21 protein-coding genes are annotated in these 18,158 nt (G+C 58.0%); 7 read left to right on the forward strand and 14 right to left on the reverse strand.

Annotated elements, in window-relative coordinates; translation table 11 throughout:
• The first annotated feature begins 8 nt into the window (after positions 1-8).
• Together FGU71_RS02070 and FGU71_RS02075 are read left to right on the forward strand one after the other, a co-directional pair.
• A complete protein-coding gene (locus FGU71_RS02070; protein ID WP_142787033.1) occupies positions 9-2,879 on the forward strand; it encodes a M16 family metallopeptidase in 2,871 nt (956 codons plus the stop codon).
• A gap of 234 nt (positions 2,880-3,113) precedes the next feature.
• A complete protein-coding gene (locus FGU71_RS02075) occupies positions 3,114-3,416 on the forward strand; it encodes a hypothetical protein (protein ID WP_142787034.1) in 303 nt (100 codons plus the stop codon).
• Positions 3,417-3,508: 92 nt separating this feature from the next.
• On the opposite strand, the gene FGU71_RS02080 is transcribed toward FGU71_RS02075, so the two are convergent.
• The 12 genes from FGU71_RS02080 to rpsU all read right to left on the reverse strand — a co-directional run bounded on the left by FGU71_RS02080 (position 3,509) and on the right by rpsU (position 13,103).
• Positions 3,509-4,516, reverse strand: coding sequence for a hypothetical protein (locus FGU71_RS02080; protein ID WP_142787035.1), 1,008 nt, complete (start codon positions 4,514-4,516; stop codon positions 3,509-3,511).
• A complete protein-coding gene (locus tag FGU71_RS02085) occupies positions 4,513-5,106 on the reverse strand; it encodes a hypothetical protein (protein ID WP_142787036.1) in 594 nt (197 codons plus the stop codon). The genes FGU71_RS02080 and FGU71_RS02085 overlap by 4 nt, the downstream gene beginning before the upstream one ends.
• Positions 5,107-5,236: 130 nt before the next feature.
• Positions 5,237-6,052, reverse strand: a complete 816-nt coding sequence (locus tag FGU71_RS02090; RefSeq protein WP_142787037.1) for a hypothetical protein — start codon at positions 6,050-6,052, stop codon at positions 5,237-5,239.
• Entirely contained in the window at positions 6,049-6,588 is a 540-nt protein-coding gene (locus tag FGU71_RS02095; protein WP_142787038.1) for a hypothetical protein, read from the reverse strand. The genes FGU71_RS02090 and FGU71_RS02095 overlap by 4 nt, the downstream gene beginning before the upstream one ends.
• 39 nt (positions 6,589-6,627) lie before the next feature.
• Positions 6,628-8,127, reverse strand: coding sequence for an Asp-tRNA(Asn)/Glu-tRNA(Gln) amidotransferase subunit GatB (gene gatB / locus FGU71_RS02100; RefSeq protein ID WP_142787039.1), 1,500 nt, complete (start codon positions 8,125-8,127; stop codon positions 6,628-6,630).
• On the reverse strand, positions 8,120-8,341 hold the full coding sequence (locus tag FGU71_RS02105) for a hypothetical protein (protein WP_142787040.1): 222 nt from the start codon (positions 8,339-8,341) through the stop codon (positions 8,120-8,122). The genes gatB and FGU71_RS02105 overlap by 8 nt, the downstream gene beginning before the upstream one ends.
• 78 nt (positions 8,342-8,419) lie before the next feature.
• Complete coding sequence (locus FGU71_RS02110) at positions 8,420-9,559, reverse strand: acyltransferase family protein (protein WP_185960178.1); 1,140 nt, start codon at positions 9,557-9,559, stop codon at positions 8,420-8,422.
• A gap of 61 nt (positions 9,560-9,620) precedes the next feature.
• Positions 9,621-10,352, reverse strand: coding sequence for a hypothetical protein (locus FGU71_RS02115; protein ID WP_142787042.1), 732 nt, complete (start codon positions 10,350-10,352; stop codon positions 9,621-9,623).
• Positions 10,343-11,824: an Asp-tRNA(Asn)/Glu-tRNA(Gln) amidotransferase subunit GatA gene (gene gatA, locus FGU71_RS02120; RefSeq protein ID WP_142787043.1), complete on the reverse strand. Its 1,482-nt coding sequence runs from the start codon at positions 11,822-11,824 to the stop codon at positions 10,343-10,345. Before gatA ends, FGU71_RS02115 begins: the two co-directional genes overlap by 10 nt.
• 20 nt (positions 11,825-11,844) lie before the next feature.
• Complete coding sequence (gatC, locus tag FGU71_RS02125) at positions 11,845-12,147, reverse strand: Asp-tRNA(Asn)/Glu-tRNA(Gln) amidotransferase subunit GatC (RefSeq protein WP_142787044.1); 303 nt, start codon at positions 12,145-12,147, stop codon at positions 11,845-11,847.
• A 15-nt stretch (positions 12,148-12,162) separates the two neighbouring features.
• The gene (locus tag FGU71_RS02130) at positions 12,163-12,747 is read right to left on the reverse strand and encodes an FKBP-type peptidyl-prolyl cis-trans isomerase (RefSeq protein WP_142787045.1); all 585 of its coding nucleotides are present in this window, start codon (positions 12,745-12,747) and stop codon (positions 12,163-12,165) included.
• Positions 12,748-12,896: 149 nt separating this feature from the next.
• Complete coding sequence (gene rpsU, locus FGU71_RS02135; RefSeq protein WP_006834591.1) at positions 12,897-13,103, reverse strand: 30S ribosomal protein S21; 207 nt, start codon at positions 13,101-13,103, stop codon at positions 12,897-12,899.
• A 238-nt stretch (positions 13,104-13,341) separates the two neighbouring features.
• On the opposite strand from rpsU, the gene crcB reads away from it, so the two are divergent.
• The 5 genes from crcB to FGU71_RS02160 are packed head-to-tail and all read left to right on the forward strand — an operon-like array spanning position 13,342 to position 16,559.
• Positions 13,342-13,740 (forward strand): fluoride efflux transporter CrcB, encoded by a 399-nt coding sequence (crcB, locus tag FGU71_RS02140; protein ID WP_142787046.1) that lies wholly within the window; start codon positions 13,342-13,344, stop codon positions 13,738-13,740.
• A gap of 2 nt (positions 13,741-13,742) precedes the next feature.
• Positions 13,743-14,966 carry an RluA family pseudouridine synthase gene (locus FGU71_RS02145; protein ID WP_142787047.1) on the forward strand — a complete coding sequence of 408 codons (1,224 nt, stop codon included), beginning with the start codon at positions 13,743-13,745 and terminating at the stop codon, positions 14,964-14,966.
• A 2-nt stretch (positions 14,967-14,968) separates the two neighbouring features.
• Positions 14,969-15,625, forward strand: a complete 657-nt coding sequence (locus tag FGU71_RS02150; protein WP_142788930.1) for an HAD-IA family hydrolase — start codon at positions 14,969-14,971, stop codon at positions 15,623-15,625.
• The gene (locus tag FGU71_RS02155; RefSeq protein WP_142787048.1) at positions 15,622-15,861 is read left to right on the forward strand and encodes a hypothetical protein; all 240 of its coding nucleotides are present in this window, start codon (positions 15,622-15,624) and stop codon (positions 15,859-15,861) included. Before FGU71_RS02150 ends, FGU71_RS02155 begins: the two co-directional genes overlap by 4 nt.
• Positions 15,828-16,559: an ATP12 family chaperone protein gene (locus tag FGU71_RS02160; protein ID WP_234035597.1), complete on the forward strand. Its 732-nt coding sequence runs from the start codon at positions 15,828-15,830 to the stop codon at positions 16,557-16,559. The genes FGU71_RS02155 and FGU71_RS02160 overlap by 34 nt, the downstream gene beginning before the upstream one ends.
• On the opposite strand, the gene FGU71_RS02165 is transcribed toward FGU71_RS02160, so the two are convergent.
• Together FGU71_RS02165 and FGU71_RS02170 are read right to left on the reverse strand one after the other, a co-directional pair.
• Positions 16,556-17,176 carry an ABC-type transport auxiliary lipoprotein family protein gene (locus tag FGU71_RS02165; protein ID WP_142787049.1) on the reverse strand — a complete coding sequence of 207 codons (621 nt, stop codon included), beginning with the start codon at positions 17,174-17,176 and terminating at the stop codon, positions 16,556-16,558. The genes FGU71_RS02160 and FGU71_RS02165 overlap by 4 nt on opposite strands.
• A 10-nt stretch (positions 17,177-17,186) precedes the next feature.
• A complete protein-coding gene (locus tag FGU71_RS02170) occupies positions 17,187-18,134 on the reverse strand; it encodes an MlaD family protein (RefSeq protein ID WP_142787050.1) in 948 nt (315 codons plus the stop codon).
• Positions 18,135-18,158 lie beyond the last annotated feature (24 nt).

The raw sequence follows: 18,158 nt of genomic DNA on the forward strand, positions 1-18,158 counted from the left end.
ATACTCTAATGTCCGTTCTGAACGCAGGCACCCGCCTTGCTACTACCAGCCTGGCCGCGATCGCGCTTGCGATTGTCGCACCTGCCACTCCGGCTCTGGCCGATGGCCACGGCAATCACGCCGCAGGCGAAATGAAGGCAGGCGGCGATCTGACCGATCTGGTCGCGCAGGTTGCTATCCCTTACGAAGAATTCGAACTCGAAAACGGTCTGACCGTGATCGTTCACGAAGACCGCAAAGCTCCGGTTGTCGGCGTCGCGGTATGGTACAATGTCGGCTCCAAAGACGAACCGACCGGCAAGACCGGCTTTGCCCACCTGTTTGAACACCTGATGTTCAACGGCAGCGAAAATGCGCCAGCGGATTATTTCCAATACCTTCAGGAAATGGGCGCGACCGACTATAACGGCACCACCAATTTCGACCGTACCAACTATTTCCAGACCGTTCCTTCGCCTGCGCTCGAACGCGCATTGTGGCTTGAAAGCGACCGGATGGGTTATTTGCTCGGCGCGGTCACGCAGGAAAAACTCGATAACCAGCGCGGCGTTGTGCAAAACGAAAAACGCCAGGGCGATAACCAGCCCGGCGGGCTTGTATTCTATGAACTGCTCGACAAGCTTTTCCCTAAAGGCCACCCGTACAACCATTCTGTAATCGGTTCGATGGCTGACCTCGACAGTGCGTCCATGGAAGATGTGCGCAACTGGTTCCGCGACAAATATGGTCCGAACAACGCGACCGTCGTTCTTGCCGGTGATATTTCCGCCGAAGAAGCGCGGCCGATGATGGAAAAGTATTTCGGCGCGATTGAGCGCGGCCCGGTGAACAATCCGGCGCAGGCTGACATTCCGACCTTGCCCGAAGACATCCGCACAGTGATGAAAGATCAGGTCGCAGCGACCACGATCACCAAATACTGGCCTGCCCCCGGCATCACCAGCGACGAATTGACCGCGCTCAATATCGGCGCGAGCGTGTTTGGCGGTCTGGCATCCAGCCGCCTCGATCAAATCCTTGTTCGCGAAGAACAGCTTGCTGTGGGCGTTTCGGCTGGCAATTTCGATTTCCAACGCGTCGGCATTCTCTCGGTCAGCGCAACCTTGCGTCCGGGCGTCGAACTTGAAACACTCGAAGCACGGCTCGATGAACTGATCGCGGAATATATCGCCGAAGGCCCCAACGAAGACGAAGTGCGCCGCGCGGCCACAAACCAACTGGCTGGCACCATTCGCGGTCTGGAACAGGTCGGCGGATTTGGCGGCAAGGCCGTAACATTGGCACGCGGTGAAGTGCTGGCCGATGATCCTGCAAACTACAAAAAGAACTTCGATGTTCTCGCCACGCTGACCCCGGCTGACGTGAAAGCCGCCATGCAGCGCTGGATGACGAAGCCCAGCTTTACATTGGTGCTTGAGCCGGGTGAGCGCGATGCGACCTATGAAGAAGCCGCATCGGTCGAAGACGAAAGCGCAGCAGATGCCGCGCCTGCGGACAACACGCTGACTGTATCGGTCGAGCGCCCCAAACCGCCCATCGACAGCATTGCAAAGCTCGATTTCCCTGAGCTTGAGCGGGCCACCCTCGCCAATGGCATGCAGGTGACCTATGCGCAGCGTGATGCCGTGCCAGCGACCTATGTGACCATGTCTTTCAACGCGGGCAGCGCGGCCGATCCAACTGGCAAGCGCGGTCTGGAAGACCTCACAATGGCGCTGTTCGACGAAGGCACTGCCGACATGTCGAGCCAGGAAATCGCCGAAGAGCGCGAACGTCTGGGCCTCACACTTGGCACAGGCGGCGGGGCCGACCGGTCGACATTCACTTTGTCGGCGCTGTCATCAAACCTCACACCGTCGCTCGAATTGATGAGCTCGATCATTCGCGAACCGGCCTTTGCCGAAAGCGATCTTGAGCGTGTTCGCACCCAGACGATCACCGGTATCCAGCAACAATTGAAATCACCGCAAGGTCTCGCCGGACGGGCAATCGCTCCGGAAATTTTCGGACCGGACAGCCCCTATGGCGGCAGCAGCACGGTTGAAAGCGTCAGCTCCATCACGCGTGATGATCTGTTCGGTTTCAAAGACAGCTGGATCCGCCCGGATAACGGCGAAGTGTTTGTTATCTCCGACCGTCCGCTGGATGAGGTTGTGACGTCGCTTAACGCCGTATTTGGCGATTGGGCTGCACCGCAAATCGCGAAGGGCGAAAAGACCTTTACCGATAATGGTCAGGCGACATCGGGCAACCGCATCATCCTGATCAACCGTCCAAACTCACCGCAGAGCGTTATCGTCGGCGCGCAATTGACCGGCCTCGACGCAAGCGATCCTGCCTATGTCGATTTCACCAATGCGAACAATTCGCTTGGCGGAAACTTCCTCGCGCGGCTCAATATGAACCTGCGTGAGACAAAGGGTTGGAGCTACGGCGTTCGCGGCGGCCCGCAGGCTCAGGAAAATGCAGTTGTCTATGCGATTTCCGGCGGGGTTCAGGCGGACCGTACCGGAGACAGTGTGGCCGAGATGATCCGCGAGACGGCCGAGTTCCTGACCAGCAACGGTGTGACTGCGGCTGAATTGGAGCGCAATGTCGCTGCCGAGGTTGGCGAGCTGCCGGGCCGGTTTGAAACATCGCCCGCCGTGCTTAGCGCAATGCAGAGCAATGCGCTCTACAACCGTCCGGATGACTATTACGAGACGCTGGTTGCCAAGTATCAGGGCCAGACCGCGGAAAGCCTCGATGCGGCTGCTCGTGAAGCTTTGAAAGTGGAAAACTTCGTTTGGGTCGTCGTTGGCGATGCCAGCAAAGTACAAAGCCAGCTCGAAGAGCTGGGCCTGCCACTCGAAGTGCGCGAGCCTGACACGGGCGAGTAACGCTACGGCCCCTTTGGGTTTCGTGAATTTCAAAGGGCGGGATCGCATTCGGTGCGGTCCCGCCCTTTCTTTTCAGTGATCTGAGATGGCCGGAATCCGGTTGAACACAACTGACACACGTGTAAACAAACACCCTGAGTTTTTTGGCCGCAACGGTCAGCCACGCTCGCAAAACCTCTGACCCGATTGGTCAATCAAGGCCGGTTAAACGGCCTGACACGCAAGGAGAATACGATGTCACTTTCAGGTACTTACACCACCACCGTCAAAAGCCCGATGGGCGATCAAAGCGGTACTTTCACTGTCGTCGATAACGGCGATGGCACTTTCAGCGGCAACATGGCCGGCGGCATGGGCGCAATGGACGTCGAAGATGGCAAGGTTGATGGCAACACCCTCACCTGGAAAATGAACATGACTGTTCCAATGCCAATGACGCTCGATTGCGAAGCAACCATCGAAGGCGACACGCTGGCGGGTAACGTCAATGCAGGCGCATTCGGTGCAATGCCGGTAACCGGCACCAAAACCGCTTAAGCCCTCACCGCTTTTGCCAATACCAAAAGGGCCGCCGGAGCATATCGCTCCGGCGGCCCTTTGTGTTTGCACAATATGCCTTGTCTGTGCGTTTATCCTTCGGTCGCGGCCTCTGCCTCTGTTTCGGCCTGCTCAGCCTCGGCTGCGGCGGCGGCTGCATCGGCTTTCGCCCGCGCCTCTGCCTCAGCAGCCTCTGCTGCCAGCCGATCAGCTTCGGCCTGCTCGCGCGCCAGCTCTGCCTGAACATCGATCATCTCGTCACGTTCATAGCGCAGGACGCCCGGAATCGGAGCGATGCGGTTGATCTCTGCCCCCAGCCAGTTTGGCACAAATGGCATCGGCACCAGATCGGCATCGCGGATCCAATCGCGCGGTAGACGCGGATCGAATGCGGCATCATCGACCTTTTCAATGATCATCGCGACCCGGACCAACGCATCATTGGTATCAACGCCATCAGGGATCTTGCCGCGGCCGATGGGGTCACCATTCTTGTCCAGCCACACACCGTCATAGCGCAAAGCCGTGATCGTGCCGGGCTTCGCTTCGAACTTTACAGTGCCCATGCAGGCACAGGCACCCAAGCCCAGATTGGTTGTGCCATAATAGACATATTCGCCCGCTGGCACTTCCTGCAGATACAAAGACAGGCCTTCGCCTTTTTCAAACCGGTTAAGCGGCCCGATGGAGAACATCATCTGTTGCTCCGGCGGGATCCAAGAGAAATTCTCTTCCGTAGGCTCAATCGGTTTTGTGCGGGTCGGCTGCTCGTTCCTCTTTTGGGCCGTGGCGAGATGCCGTTCATAACCCGCCTGTTCCTTGACCCATTTCTCGTGCGCCTTTGTCAGCGCAGCGGCGCGCTCATTGGAGACAATCTCGCGCTCCTCATCGGTTGGCACCTTGAAAAAGGTTGCCGGAATGGCGACCGGCGATTGCAGCAGGATATACGCTTTTGCTGGATCCAGGACGACATCTTCGCGGTCTTTAACAATCTGGGTTTCAAATTCGATTTCCGGCAGATCATCATCGGCAAGCGCCGGCGACCCGGTGGCGATCAGGGCGGCGGTGGCCGCAGCAAGGGTACATTTCGCGATGTTCATAGCCCGACATTCTCCGTTGCTGGAAGATCGCTCGACGCGACAAGCGCCTGAACCGCGAGCATGTTCTGGCGTTCTTTTTCTTCGACGCTCGAATTGCCTTCTTCAAAGTTGAATTCTTGCCAGAGATCCTTGGCAAGGCCGTGCCGGGCGTAGCCTTTGAAATGCATACAGCGGCGCATATTCACGCGGCGCTTTGCACGCTTTTCAGCCGAGCCATAGATCGCCTGCGCCATGGCGCCGCCGATCGCGCCGCCAATCACACCGCCAACGCCATAAATCGCCGACGTGCCCGCATTGGAGTAATAATTCTGGGTCGCCAGACCGCGCGCCAGCTCATCGCAAAAACGCAGATCGCTCAGCGCCTCTTCAAAGCTCGTTTCGCTGCGATTGAAATAATAGTATTTCTTGTAGTTTGCGACGTCATTGTCGTCCGGTTCAAAATCGAGCACCGGCATCGATAATTCCGCCGGATCAGGCTGCCATTCGCGCCAATCCTTGTCCGTCATTTCATTCGTCTGTGCCGCTGAAGGCGCTGCCGATGCGAGCGCGAGCAATGGCGCGCCGACAAGCGCTGCCCATTTATACTTCATATGAAACCCCTCCCGATTTACATCCCCGATTAATTACCCTCAGACCTGAGGATGCGATTGTATTTGCGCGACATTTCAAACCAATGGCAAGGCCGGCAGATAGTCGGCGGCGCTGCTGTAATGTGCAGCGTCAATCGTCCAGAGACAAACGCAGTTCCTGCGCAGTAACCGGGTCAAACGGGATGCCTTCGCGGTATTCCAGTACCCCCGGCATAGTAGCCAGACGATTGGCAAAAACGCGCCTGCGGTCCACCCACGGTCCAATCGCTTTATAAGCCGCCGGCGTGAGGCTTGAACCGGACAATTGAGGGGGAATGAAGTCTTGCGGTTCCGCCGCCTTTATCCCGAACGCAAACATCCCGAAATCCATCCGCGCAACACGGCCCAGATCGCTTTCCGCGTTCAGTTCAGGAAAGGGCGACGGGTCCCATGCATTCGAAATCAGAAAAGTACCAAGATCGGTGACCTGTCCGGCCTTTGCCGAGAAACCGACGCTGCCCATGCAATTGCATTGATAGAGAAAACCGTTGTAGCCGAGCCCGTACACAACATAGTCACCGGGCGGCGCGGCGACGATTTGCACGCGCATTTCGGGTTGCAATTCGACATATTGCCGCTTTGGCCGGACCTCATAAAGATTGGTTACATCTTCCCAATCGAACACGAATTCTTCGTACGGCATCTTGCGCGATTTTCGATCATACTCGGCGCGTTTTGCTGCCTCGTATGACTGCAATTCTTCATCGCTTGGCACGCGCAGGAAGAAGATAGAATTGGCGGCTTCGGGCACGCGCATCAGGAAATATGCCCTGTCCGCAGCGATCTCGACAGGTTCCTCTTTGCGCAATTGCACAAAGCCGGATTCATCCTTGGCCAAAACAGCCGAGGGCGATGCGAAGGGCAGAACAGCAGCGAGCATTGCCGCGAATATCATGCGCGCAATCATGGGTTAGCCTTTGGCGTTGGCGGAACTGGTCCAGATGCGATCGCGGCCAGAATTTCGCTGCCGTTTTCGCCGTTTTCGAACAGATCCTGCCATTGATCCTTGTTTGCGCGGTACCGCACATATCCGCGCGGCGTCATACAGCGGATCATGATGGATTGCCGGATCGACCGTTCAATCGGACCATCAATAATCGAAGCGATAGCAAAGCCGACCAAGCCGAATTGACCGCCATCATAGGTTACGGCCCGGCCCGTTTCATCCCTGCCCCACGGAATGAATGTATCCGCCTTGCGCTGGACCAGTCGTCCCGAATGCGCCGCGCATTCTTTCACATCAGACAGCGCCCGCTCATAAGAGATACCCTCTTTATGAAACACGATATATTTGCGTTCATCGCCAAGCTCGTTTTCCGGGGAAGACAGATCCGGGATCGCCGGAGGCTGAGACGGCAATGGATCAGGCGTATCTTGCGCAGCAAGCGAGGTTGATAGCATCGCCGCTGAAAAACCTACCAAGATCAATCCGAGCTTCCTCACATCCCTCTCCACCATGAGATATCGGCGCAGCGCGGCTGGTTAACCCAGCTTGTCTTTCAAAATCTGGTTCACAACGGCCGGATTGGCTTTGCCCTGCATCGCTTTCATCGTTTGTCCGACGAAGAACCCGAACAGCTTATCCTTACCACCGCGATATTGTTCGACCTTGTCCGTATTGTTGGCAAGGATTTCGTCAATCGCGGTTTCAATCGCGCCTGTGTCGCTGACCTGTTTCAGCCCCTCGGTATCGGCGACTTCATCCGGAGATCGACCGGTTTTCAGCACGATTTCATAGATTTCCTTGGCTTGTCCGCCCGAAATCTCGCCTTTGTCCTGCATCGCCAGAATGCTCGCCTGCGCCTGCGCGGTGGCATGTTCCAGATTGGCTTCATCGCCCAGTGATTTGATCACACCCGGCGCAACCGAAAGCGCCCAGTTTGCAACCGGCGTTGCAACCTTGGATTCGGATTTGCCAATCCGGTTCGCGGTTTCCGCAAGCAGCGTTTCAAACCGCGCAAAAGTTTCAACCTCGGCGGTCAGCTCACGCGCATTGTACGGCGTCAGGCCCAGTTCGCTTTCATAACGGGTGCGCTTTGCATCGGGCAGTTCAGGCAGACTTGCGCGGCAATCTTCGAGGAAATCATCCTCCAGCACCACGGGCAGCAGATCGGGATCGGGGAAGTACCGGTAATCATGCGCGTCTTCTTTGCTGCGCATGGTCCGCGTTGTGCCGGTCGCGACATCAAACAGGCGCGTTTCCTGATCGATTTTGCCGCCGCTTTCGAGGACATCAACCTGACGGTTCGCCTCATATTCGATGACCTGCATCACGAACCGCACCGAATTGACATTCTTGGTTTCGGTCCGTGTGCCAAGTTCGGTATCGCCAACCTTACGCACGGATACGTTCACGTCGGCCCGCATGGAGCCTTCTTCCATATTGCCGTCGCACGATCCGACATAGCGCAGGATGCTGCGCAATTTGCGGACATAGGCCCCTGCTTCGGCGGGCGAGGTCATGTCCGGCTTGGACACGATTTCCATCAGCGCAACGCCGCTGCGATTGAGATCAACGTAAGACATGGTCGGATGCTGGTCATGCATCAGCTTGCCGGCGTCTTGCTCTATGTGAATCCGTTCAATCCCGATAATCTTGTCTGCGGGAATACCGGTTTTCTCATCAGCTTCGACCAACAGCTGCCCTTCACCCACGATCGGGTGGTAAAGCTGGCTGATCTGATAACCCTGAGGAAGATCGGCATAGAAATAATTCTTGCGGTCGAACCGGCTCCATTTGTGGATCTCGGCCTCGATCGCCATGCCGGTCCGCACGGCCTGACGGATACATTCCGCATTGGGGACAGGAAGCATTCCCGGCATTGCTGCATCGACGAGACTGACCTGACTGTTCGGCTCCGCGCCAAATTCGGTTGAGGCTCCGCTGAACAGTTTGGATTTGCTGGTAACCTGCGCGTGAACCTCAAGGCCGATTACGACCTCCCAATCCCCGGTCTGTCCCTGAATGCGATAATTACTCATTGTCTGTGTCACCTGCCCGGTCCGGGTCATTGCCTGTGTTGTTTGTATCGAGCCTGCTGGCCGGGGTTGCAGGGCCTTTGGGCGCCTGTTCATCCTTCACCTGCTTGCCGCTGGCATCAAATCGCGCTTCGCCGTGATCGATCGTCCTTGAAAGATATAAGACGACCCCGCCCAAAAGCACGAATGCGACCATAAAGATTGTTGCGAATACCATAGTTCTAAGCCGTTTAGCCCCGCCCTGCGCGCGGTTCAATCGCTGAGGTTATGGCAGAGGTCGATTCCGTCAACATCATCAGCTCCAGCCTGCAGCTTTACGCTTTGACCATCGCCGCGCGGGCTCTTCGATAAATCGCCACGTAATGCTTGCCGCGAGGATCGAAGATACCAGCATCGTGATGACAATGACCGCGCTTGGCCACCCCGGCGCAACCACTTCGTCGGCCCCGCCAAGGCCGCTTTCAACCAGTCGCACGCCAATCCGGCTCTGAACCAGACCCAGAACATCAAATGCCCGTCCGATCACCATCCCATGGATAAGGTATATCGAATAACTCATCGCCCCCAGCAGCACGAATAGCCTCGCCGACAACATCTTGCTCACCGCCCCACGATCAAACGCGAAAATCAGGATCAATGCGGCGAAAATCACCACCATCTCCGGGCGTTTGACCTTATCGGCAATGGCAAGCACCATGCCCAGAATTACGGCCACTTCCAAAATGGTTGCCACCATCACTGTTGGCGGACGGCGGCGGATAATTTTCCACGCTTCATAAAGCGCAAGCCCCGCACCAAAACCCAACAGACCGCGCAGGATGTCGATCCATTCAAACCCGATCCGCATGATCATGGCGGCCCCGGCAAGACCCGCAATCCCAAGGCCAAACGCCCAACCGGCGCGCTTGGCAAATGCGAACAGGACTGCCGCCAGAAGATACAAGCCGACTTCGACAGAAATAGACCACGACGCAGTGCTCCACGGGTGCTCTTGCGGATGGGTGTAGGCTTGCAACAACAGGATAGTCGAAGGCAGCGAGCTTAATTCGCGAGATTTGCCGAATGGCTCCCGCCCGCTGAGAAAGCCAAGATCACCAAGCGCCAGAAAGACCAATTCAAGCGCGACGAACATCGCAACCACGGTGACATGCAATGGCCAAAGCCGCGCCAGCCGCAGAAACATGAATGTTACGATCGAGAAGCCTTTGCGCAGCCGCTCGCCATAACTGGCCGCGATCACAAAGCCCGAAAGGACGAAGAAGAAATCAACCGCCAATCCGGTGCGCTGGTGAAACACATTGTTCAGAAACCAGGCCGGACCTTCGATATGCCCCCATGCCACGGCCAGTGCTGCGATCCCGCGCCATGAATCAAGCGCGGTAAACCGCTGTTGATCTGGTGACCAACCGGAGGTCGGGTTTGATCCTACCACCATTTCCGCTTTGCGCGGCTGAACCCGCTTTTCCCGGCGATGGAATGGGCGGCATAAACCATGATCAGGCCTGTTTCCCCTGTTTGGCCGCTGCGGCTTTATCGCGGTTCTGCGATCTTGCAGCCAGCCGTTCGTACAGCGCATTGGCGCACAACAATTTTGCCGGATCAAGCCGATCCGTCACATCCTGCAAGTGCTCGCGCCGCTCTGGGTCCGGACGCGCCGTGACGGCCATTTTGCTCGTCACCGCTTCACGCAGCTTGTCGGTGATCTCACCGTAAAGGAAGCGGGTGGAGAACTTTGCATTGGCCTGCTGTACCACCGATCCAAATTCTTCGGTCGCTTGTTCGAACGTGGCGATAACCACCTGATCTGCGACTTTTTCGACTGCGCTGTAAAACGCAATCCACCGGCGCAGCGCCCACCCCAAATCCAAAGCTGGATCATACTGATCCCAGCTTCTGATGGAATCCTGTGGTTTGCGGATCAAAACGATCACCGGAAGGCCCCGGCGGCATCCCGCAAGGATTTGGGCTTCGGAATGTTGGTGTTCCGCGATGCGTATCCGGCGGCCTTGCCAGTGCCGAAACACCCGCACGGTCCAGCTGTTGGCAGAGCGCGGAAACCCTTCGATCACGATTTCGGTTTCATCGCATAACAGCCGCCTGAGGCTCGCTTTGTTCGGCTCTCCAAACGGGTTGCGATAACGCAGGCGCTGAACCGCGATATACAGGTTCGGAAATCGCCCGAGAGCGGCCCGCGCCTTACTCTGTAAGCTGGCTTTGCCTACCACCATTTCGCAGGAGCATGCGCAAATCCGCTGCGCTGCTGAATCGCCAATCCCGCATCGAGGACAGTCTGCTCGTCAAACGGCTTACCCACCAATTGCAGGCCAAGCGGCAGACCATCTTCATTCATCGTCGCAGGCACGCTCATCGCAGGAAGACCCGCGAGCGAGGCCGGTACAGCGAACACATCGTTGAGATACATCGTCAGCGGATCGGCATCGAGCGATCCCAGCGGGAAAGACGCCGTCGGGGTGGTTGGCGCAAGGATCACATCGCACTCATTCCAGGCATTTTCGAAATCGCGCGCCACCAGCGTGCGGACTTTTTGCGCCTGCGTATAATACGCATCGTAGAACCCGGCCGAGAGCACATAAGTGCCGATGAGAATGCGGCGCTTCACCTCGTCACCAAATCCTTCGGCGCGGGTTGCGGCATACATATCCTGCAGTCCAGCACCCTCGGGTAGGTCGCGCAAACCGTACCGCACACCATCATAGCGCGCGAGGTTGGACGATGCTTCTGCCGGAGCGATAATATAATAGGCTGGCAGCGCGTATTTGGTGTGCGGCAGCGAGATATCGACGATCTGCGCGCCAGCATCCTTCAGCCACGCCTTACCCTGTTCCCAGCTATCGAGGATCGCCTGATCGGTGCCTTCCATCCGGTATTCCTTGGGAATTCCGACTTTCTTGCCTTTGAGGTCTGACGAGAGCGCCGCCTCCCAATCGGGCACATCCATTTCCAGGCTGGTCGCGTCTTTGGGATCGAATCCCGCCATCGCGCCCAGCATGATCGCGCAATCCTCGACCGAGCGCGCCATTGGCCCCGCCTGATCGAGCGAGGAAGCAAACGCCACCACACCCCAACGCGAACAGCGGCCATAGGTCGGCTTGATCCCGGAGATACCGGCAAAGGCGGCAGGCTGACGGATGGAACCGCCGGTGTCTGTGCCGGTCGCAGCAGGCGCAATCCGCGCGGCGACCGCGCTGGATGATCCGCCCGATGAACCACCGGGGCTCATCGCGGCATTGCTGCCCTGTTTACGCCATGGCGAGGAAACATTGCCGAAAAAGCTCGTCTCGTTCGAGGAACCCATCGCGAACTGATCAAGGTTGAGTTTGCCCAGCATCCCTGCACCGGCATCCCACAGCTTTTGTGAGACGGTGCTTTCATAATGCGGCGTGAACCCTTCGAGGATGTGGCTCGCAGCGGTGGTTTGCACGCCGTGGGTTGCAAACAAATCCTTCATGCCGATTGGCACACCGGCCATCGGGCCCAGATCCTTGCCATCGGCGCGCGCTTTATCAGCGGCGTCTGCCGCGGCCAGCGCATGATCGGGGGTGGTGACGATAAAGGCATTGAGCGCAGCGGCACCAGCCACGGCATCATTAAAACTTTCGGCCACTTCGCGCGCGGTAAAATCGCCGCTGCGCACGCCATCACGAATGGCTTTGACACCGAGAGAGGTCAGGTCAGTCATAATATTCGATTACCTTCGGCCTATTCGATCACTTTGGGGACGCCGAAAAATCCGTGTTCAGCGGCGGGTGCATTGGCAAGCACATCATCGCGCCTGCCACCGGCGGTTTTCGGATCGGCGTCTATCACATCTTCGCGCAGGCGCAGCGTATTGGGAATGACCGCGCTCATCGGCTCCACCCCGTCCACATTCACTTCGCCAAGCTGTTCGACCCATTGAAGGATGTTGTTCAGCTCTGGCACCATTTTTTCGAGCTCGTCATCGCCCATCTTGATCCGGGCAAGGCTCGCAATTTTGGCAACTGTCTGTTTGTCTACCGACATAGTCTCAGCTTTCGATTATTCGGCCGGAATTGGCGGTGCGGCTGGAGGCGCGCCAGGCCCGCCGGCACCCTGTTGTTGCTGCATTGTTTGCTGCAGGATTTGCAGGTTACGATCAAACGTATCCTTCGTCATGAAATCAACCAGCTCGATCTCGAAAATCAAATCGGCATTGGGCGGGATCGGCGCGCCGGGAGGCGGCTCTGCACCGTAAGCCTGATCGGCGGGGATATAGACTTCGTATTTGCCGCCCTTCTGCATTTCCTGCAGGCTGTTGAAGAAACCATCGATGGTCGCGCCTTCTTCAATCGGGAATGGCGTGCCTTCGGGGAACAAGCCCTGGACCGGAAGCGGTATATCCTGCGATTCGTCGAAAACTTCACCGTTTGAAGCGAGCTTGCCGGTGTATTTCACAAACGCGACATCGCCGACGCTTGGGGTATCGCCCTCACCCGCGACGAGGGTTTCGATATTCGCACCCTTGGGCATGGCGCTCCACGCAAGGCCGGCACCGATCAGAATGGCAACAACTACGCCAAGCCACAGCTTGGTAAGCGAGCCTTTGGCGACAGGCTGGATTGGAACTCGGGTAATCTCGGTCATTGTTGATCCCTGATCGAATGCGCGGCGATTTGCCGATACCGTTAAAAAGTGCCGATTTTTGATAGCAAAAGGGCGCGGAATGGATACCGCGCCCTGATGGCTTATCATGTTGGTGTATTCAAGCGGATTTGCGCCTGAATACCGGCATATTACTTGATGCCGTCACGCTCCATGCGCTTGCGCTCGAGTTTACGAGCGCGACGAACAGCTGCTGCCTTTTCACGGGCGCGCTTTTCGCTGGGCTTTTCGTAATGACGACGCAGCTTCATTTCGCGATAAACACCTTCGCGCTGCAGCTTCTTTTTAAGAGCGCGGAGAGCCTGATCGACATTGTTATCGCGAACCATGATTTGCATAAACGACTATTACCTCATTCCAAAAGCACGAAAGCCCGCTCATGATTCGCGGGGCAAACGCGTAAATTTGACGCTAAAAACGGCGCGTTTCCCGCCATTTAAGGCTCCGGAACGCGCTGCAGTTGGTGTCCGTATAGCGGCCGGCTCGTAAATTGGCAAGGTATTCAATAGCTCAAATCGGCCTGGAAGCGCGCACTACGCTATGCAGGGCGCGCCTGCGCCGCTAAAGAGCTGTGCCATGGCAACCCCGGCGGTCTCTTCCATGGCAGCAGCCCTTTTTGTCGCGCTAGGCGGTGCGACGGGATCGGTCGCGCGCTATTTTCTGGGGCGGTCGCTTACCTCTGTAATGGGCGAAGGCAGCTATCCTTGGGCGATTCTCGGGATTAACACATTGGGCAGCCTTGCCATGGGATTGGTGTTCGGCTGGTTCGCGTCGCATGGCGGCGGCACCGAAACCCAGCGGCTGCTATTCGCGGTCGGATTGCTGGGCGGGTTCACCACTTTCAGCGCGTTCAGCCTTGAAATCATATTGATGATCCAACGCGGCGCGTTGGGCATGGCCGCATTGTTTATCGCCGCATCGGTGATCGCCGGGGTCGCGGCGCTGTATCTCGGCCTGGTAGTAATGAAAGACTGAGTATGAGCGGCCCCCAAACACACAAAACAGACACAAGCGATCAGGTCCGCCAGTTTACGGTAACGCAGGATGATGACGGCATCCGTCTGGACCGGTGGTTCAAACGCAATCTGCCGCAGATCGGTTTTGCGACCGTGTCCAAATGGGCGCGCACCGGACAGGTCCGCGTGGATGGCAAGCGCGCAAAACCCGAAGACAGGCTCGAAGCGGGTCAGACATTGCGGGTCCCGCCGGGCGGCGAGGCAAAGCATAAAGCCCCGCGTCCGAAACGCGAATTGACCGATGAAGAGGTAGCACAGGCCCACGCCATGGTCATCCGCGAAACGCCGAGCGCGATCGTGCTCAACAAACCTCCGGGCCTTGCGACGCAGGGCGGCAGCAAGATGACCAAACATGTTGACGGTCTGCTTGATGCATTTGTGACGGACGAAGACACGCCGCGCCCGCGGCTGGTCCACCGGCTGGATAAAGACACATCGGGCGTGCTTCTGATTGCGCGCACACCCGGCAGCGCCGCCAGTTTTTCCCGCCGGTTCGCAGGGCGCAGCGCGCGCAAGATTTACTGGGCGCTGATCGTCGGTGTTCCCGATGTCCGCGAAGGCACGATCGACGCGCCGCTCGCCAAACAGCCGGGCACCGGCGGTGAGAAAATGCATGTCGATGAAGAAAACGGCGCGATGGCAAAAACGCGTTACCGCGTTGTTGAACGCGCCGGAATGCGCGCCGCATGGGTAGAGCTTGAACCGCTCACCGGCCGTACGCACCAATTGCGCGTCCATATGGCGGCCATCGGCCACCCCATTGTTGGCGATGGTAAATATGGCGGGCAGGATGCTTTCCTTACCGGAGCGATCAGCCGCAAAATGCACCTGCACGCGCGGCGTCTGATCATCTCCCAGCCTGATAACAAAAGCGCGGGCGGGCAAACAGGCGGCGGCAAATTGGATGTAACCGCCGAATTGCCCGAACATTTTGCAGCCAGCATGGAAGCGCTCGGCTTTGATGAAAATCTTTCCGATGCCTCCCCCGTTCGCGATGAAGCGCCAGAGCGCACTCCGGCTGAAAAGAAACAGGCCGCGCGCCGCCATGCGAAACAATATCGCAAGGACCGCCGCGGAGAGCGGCGCGGACGTACCATTTCGGCCGAAACCGCCAAGAAAAAGGCCAAGGCCGAATCAAAAGGCAAAGGCAAGGGCAAACCGCGTCCGGATCGCCGCAAGAAATGACGATGCGGCTGGCTGTCTTTGATTGCGACGGAACGCTGGTGGATGGACAGGCCGATGTCTGTTGGTCGATGGAACGCGCATTCACCCGAGCCGGTCTGACCCCGCCCGATCCCAACGCAGTGCGCCGGATGGTCGGATTGAGCCTGGGTGTTGCAGTGCGCGAATTGGCGCCGGGTCTGGCCGACAAGCAGGCCCGCGATGTCACCGAATTCTATAAATCCAGTTTTCGCGCGCGCCGCGAAGAAGGCTTGCTGGACGAACCGCTTTACGATGGCATGGCCGATTTGCTGCATTCACTGCACGCCGATGGATGGAGCCTGGCTGTGGCCACCGGCAAATCGGATCGCGGCCTTGTCGCTTGCCTGGCCGGGCACAACCTCACCGATCTCTTCGTTTCGTTGCAAACGGCAGACCGCCACCCTTCCAAACCGCATCCCGCCATGCTGGAGGCTGCTTTGTTCGAAGCGGGCGCTCAGCCATCTGAGGCGGTGATGATCGGTGACACCAGTTTTGATATGCATATGGGCCGCGCCGCTGGCGTTCGCTCGCTTGGCGTATCATGGGGCTATCATCCGCCACAGGAATTGCTGGAATCCGGTGCGGAACAGGTGGTTGATACGATGGCAGAGCTGCGCGCGGCATTGGATCAGGCCCGATGAACGCACCAATCGGCACCGATGAAGCGATCGCCCGCCAACGATTTATGATCATGAATGCGGTGCGGATCGGTTCGCTCGGCGCGCTGATCGTTGGCCTTGCGATTGCGCGGTCGGTGATCGACCTGCCCTACCCGTTAGGTGTGGCGCTGGCCGTGGGCGGATTGCTGGCATTTTATTTCGGCCCGCGCGCGCTGGCGCGAAAATGGAAATCATCAGCCGGAGACGACGCACAGTGAAGCGGTTCTATGATGCAGTGGACATGCTGCAAACCGAAACAGGCTGGCAGGTAACACTGGACGGGCGCGGGCTTAAGACGGTCAAGGGATCACCGCAGATCGTACCAAGCCAAACCTTGGCAAAAGCACTCGCGCAGGAATGGGATAGCCAGGGCGAAAAACTCGATCCGGCGAAATTCCAGCTGCGCGATATGACCGATTATGCGATTGATGTCGTCAGCAGCGATATCGCCGGCCATGCGGACAAGATTGTGACCTATGGCGATACCGACACTTTGCTGTACCGGGGCGATCCCGAAGACGCGCTGTATGCCCGGCAACAGCAGGTGTGGGAGCCATTGGTTAGCGCGTTTGAACAGCGCGAAGGCATCACCCTCACCCGGATCAGCGGGATCATTCACAAACCGCAAAGCGAAGACGCACTCGCCAAATTGCGCGAACGGCTATGCGCTTTTAGCAATTTCGAGCTTGCCGGGATCGAGACAAAGACATCGCTTGCCGCGTCCTTGATTATCGCGCTTTCGGCGTTGGAACGCGACGAAGAGCCAGACGCAATTGCGCTGTGGCAGGCGGCCAGTCTGGAAGAAGAATGGCAGGCGGATTTATGGGGCCGCGATCTCGAGGCGGAACACCGCCGCGCCAAGCGCCAGAATGATTTCCTGACAGCGTGGAGCTTTGTCCGCGCTGTCCGCGCTTAATCTTCGCCGACGATCCATTCGGCAACGTCATCGGCAACCGAATTGGCCGCCCGGTTAAGCGCCGGACCGACTGATGCTGCCTCTGGCAGAACATTATCCTCCACCGCTTCGAACCGGCGAGACACAGCCTTACCATCGGCATCGGCCACAATCGCTTCGTACCGCACGATCACAGAGGACGTGCCCGCATCATAACCCATATCGAACAACGTGCCGCGCACCGTCCTGGCGGCGAGGGTCGGGGTATCATCGCTGTCGATGATCAAAGCCGTGCTGCGCGTGCGCAGTGCCTCACCCAGCAGCCGGCGGAACAAGCGCGCAGGCTTTTCCACCCAGACCGCGTCTTGCAAATAGGCGATCTCTGTCGAGCTGACAGTCACCGGAATGCGCACAACGTCCAGTTTGGCCGGTGTCTCCGGCGTCAACACGGCAATCGCGCCTTCGCTGTCTTCATCGCCAGCCTGCGCGCCGGAACCCGCAGGCGCAGAATTTGTCGATTGCAAAGTCAGCAGGCTGGTCGGCAATTCGGTTTCAAAACTGACACAGCCCGCCACGGCAAATGCCGCAGCCGCGATCACGCCGATACGCAGGGAAGCCAGTGGGGTCCGGGTGGGCATACGCATATCCTTATGGCTCATAATCGGGCAGCGATTGGCCCTGCACCAGCGCGCCGACGCCTTGGTTGTCGAGTTTCTCCGTCAGCGCGCGCAAAGCGCGGCTGGTCACGCGCAGATCCTGCAATGTCGCTTCTGCGGTTGGCAAAGTGGTTTCGCGCAATTGCCGTGCGGCAGGGCGAGTGTCTTCCAACGTGGCCGAAAGAGACGCGGCCGCCAGATTGGCCGAACGCAAGGTTCCGCGCAGCTCCTCTGCCAAAGCCGGGCCTTCCTTGTTCAGCAGCTCATCAGTCGTCGCAGTCGCTTTTTCAAACGCATTCAGCGCCTCTCCCGCTTCTTTCAAAGCGGTCTCAAGTTCTGCAAACGTGCCTTCAAGCTGCGGCGCGGTGCGCGCCAGCTGCTGCGTCAGATCATTGGAATTGCGCAAAATCCCGGCAAGCTGCTGTTGATTTTCAGGGCCGAGCAGAATGTTCAGATTTTCTGTCAGGGTCGCCAGCCGCTCCAGCAGCAGCGGCGCGTTGTTAAGCAGCGCATTGATGCCGCCATCTTTCGGCGGAATAACCGGCGCGCCTTCGGGGCAAGCGGTCGTTTCACACGTAATCGCAGGAGCCCCGCCGCGCGCGCCATCAAGCAGGATGCTGGATACGCCGGTAAAACTCGCCTGAATGGTGGCGGTGGTGCCCACCAGAATAGGGACGTCTTCTTTCACGCGCACGCGAACGCGGACGAATTCAGGGTTATCATCGGACAGCGCAATCTCTGTCACCTGACCCACGGGCACACCGGCATAAGCCACCTGGCTGCCATTCGCGAGGCCGGAGACAGATTGGGCATAGAAGATGTCGTATTCGTTCTGCTGACCTTTTCCGAGGCCAGCAATCCAGACAATTGCCGCTGCCAATCCCGCCAGCAATAGCAGCGTGACCGCACCGACCCAGAGATGGTTAGCTCTTGTTTCCATGTCGGTTCCCTATGAACGCCCAAA

It is taken from the genome of Erythrobacter insulae, assembly GCF_007004095.1.
GTDB lineage: Bacteria > Pseudomonadota > Alphaproteobacteria > Sphingomonadales > Sphingomonadaceae > Erythrobacter > Erythrobacter insulae.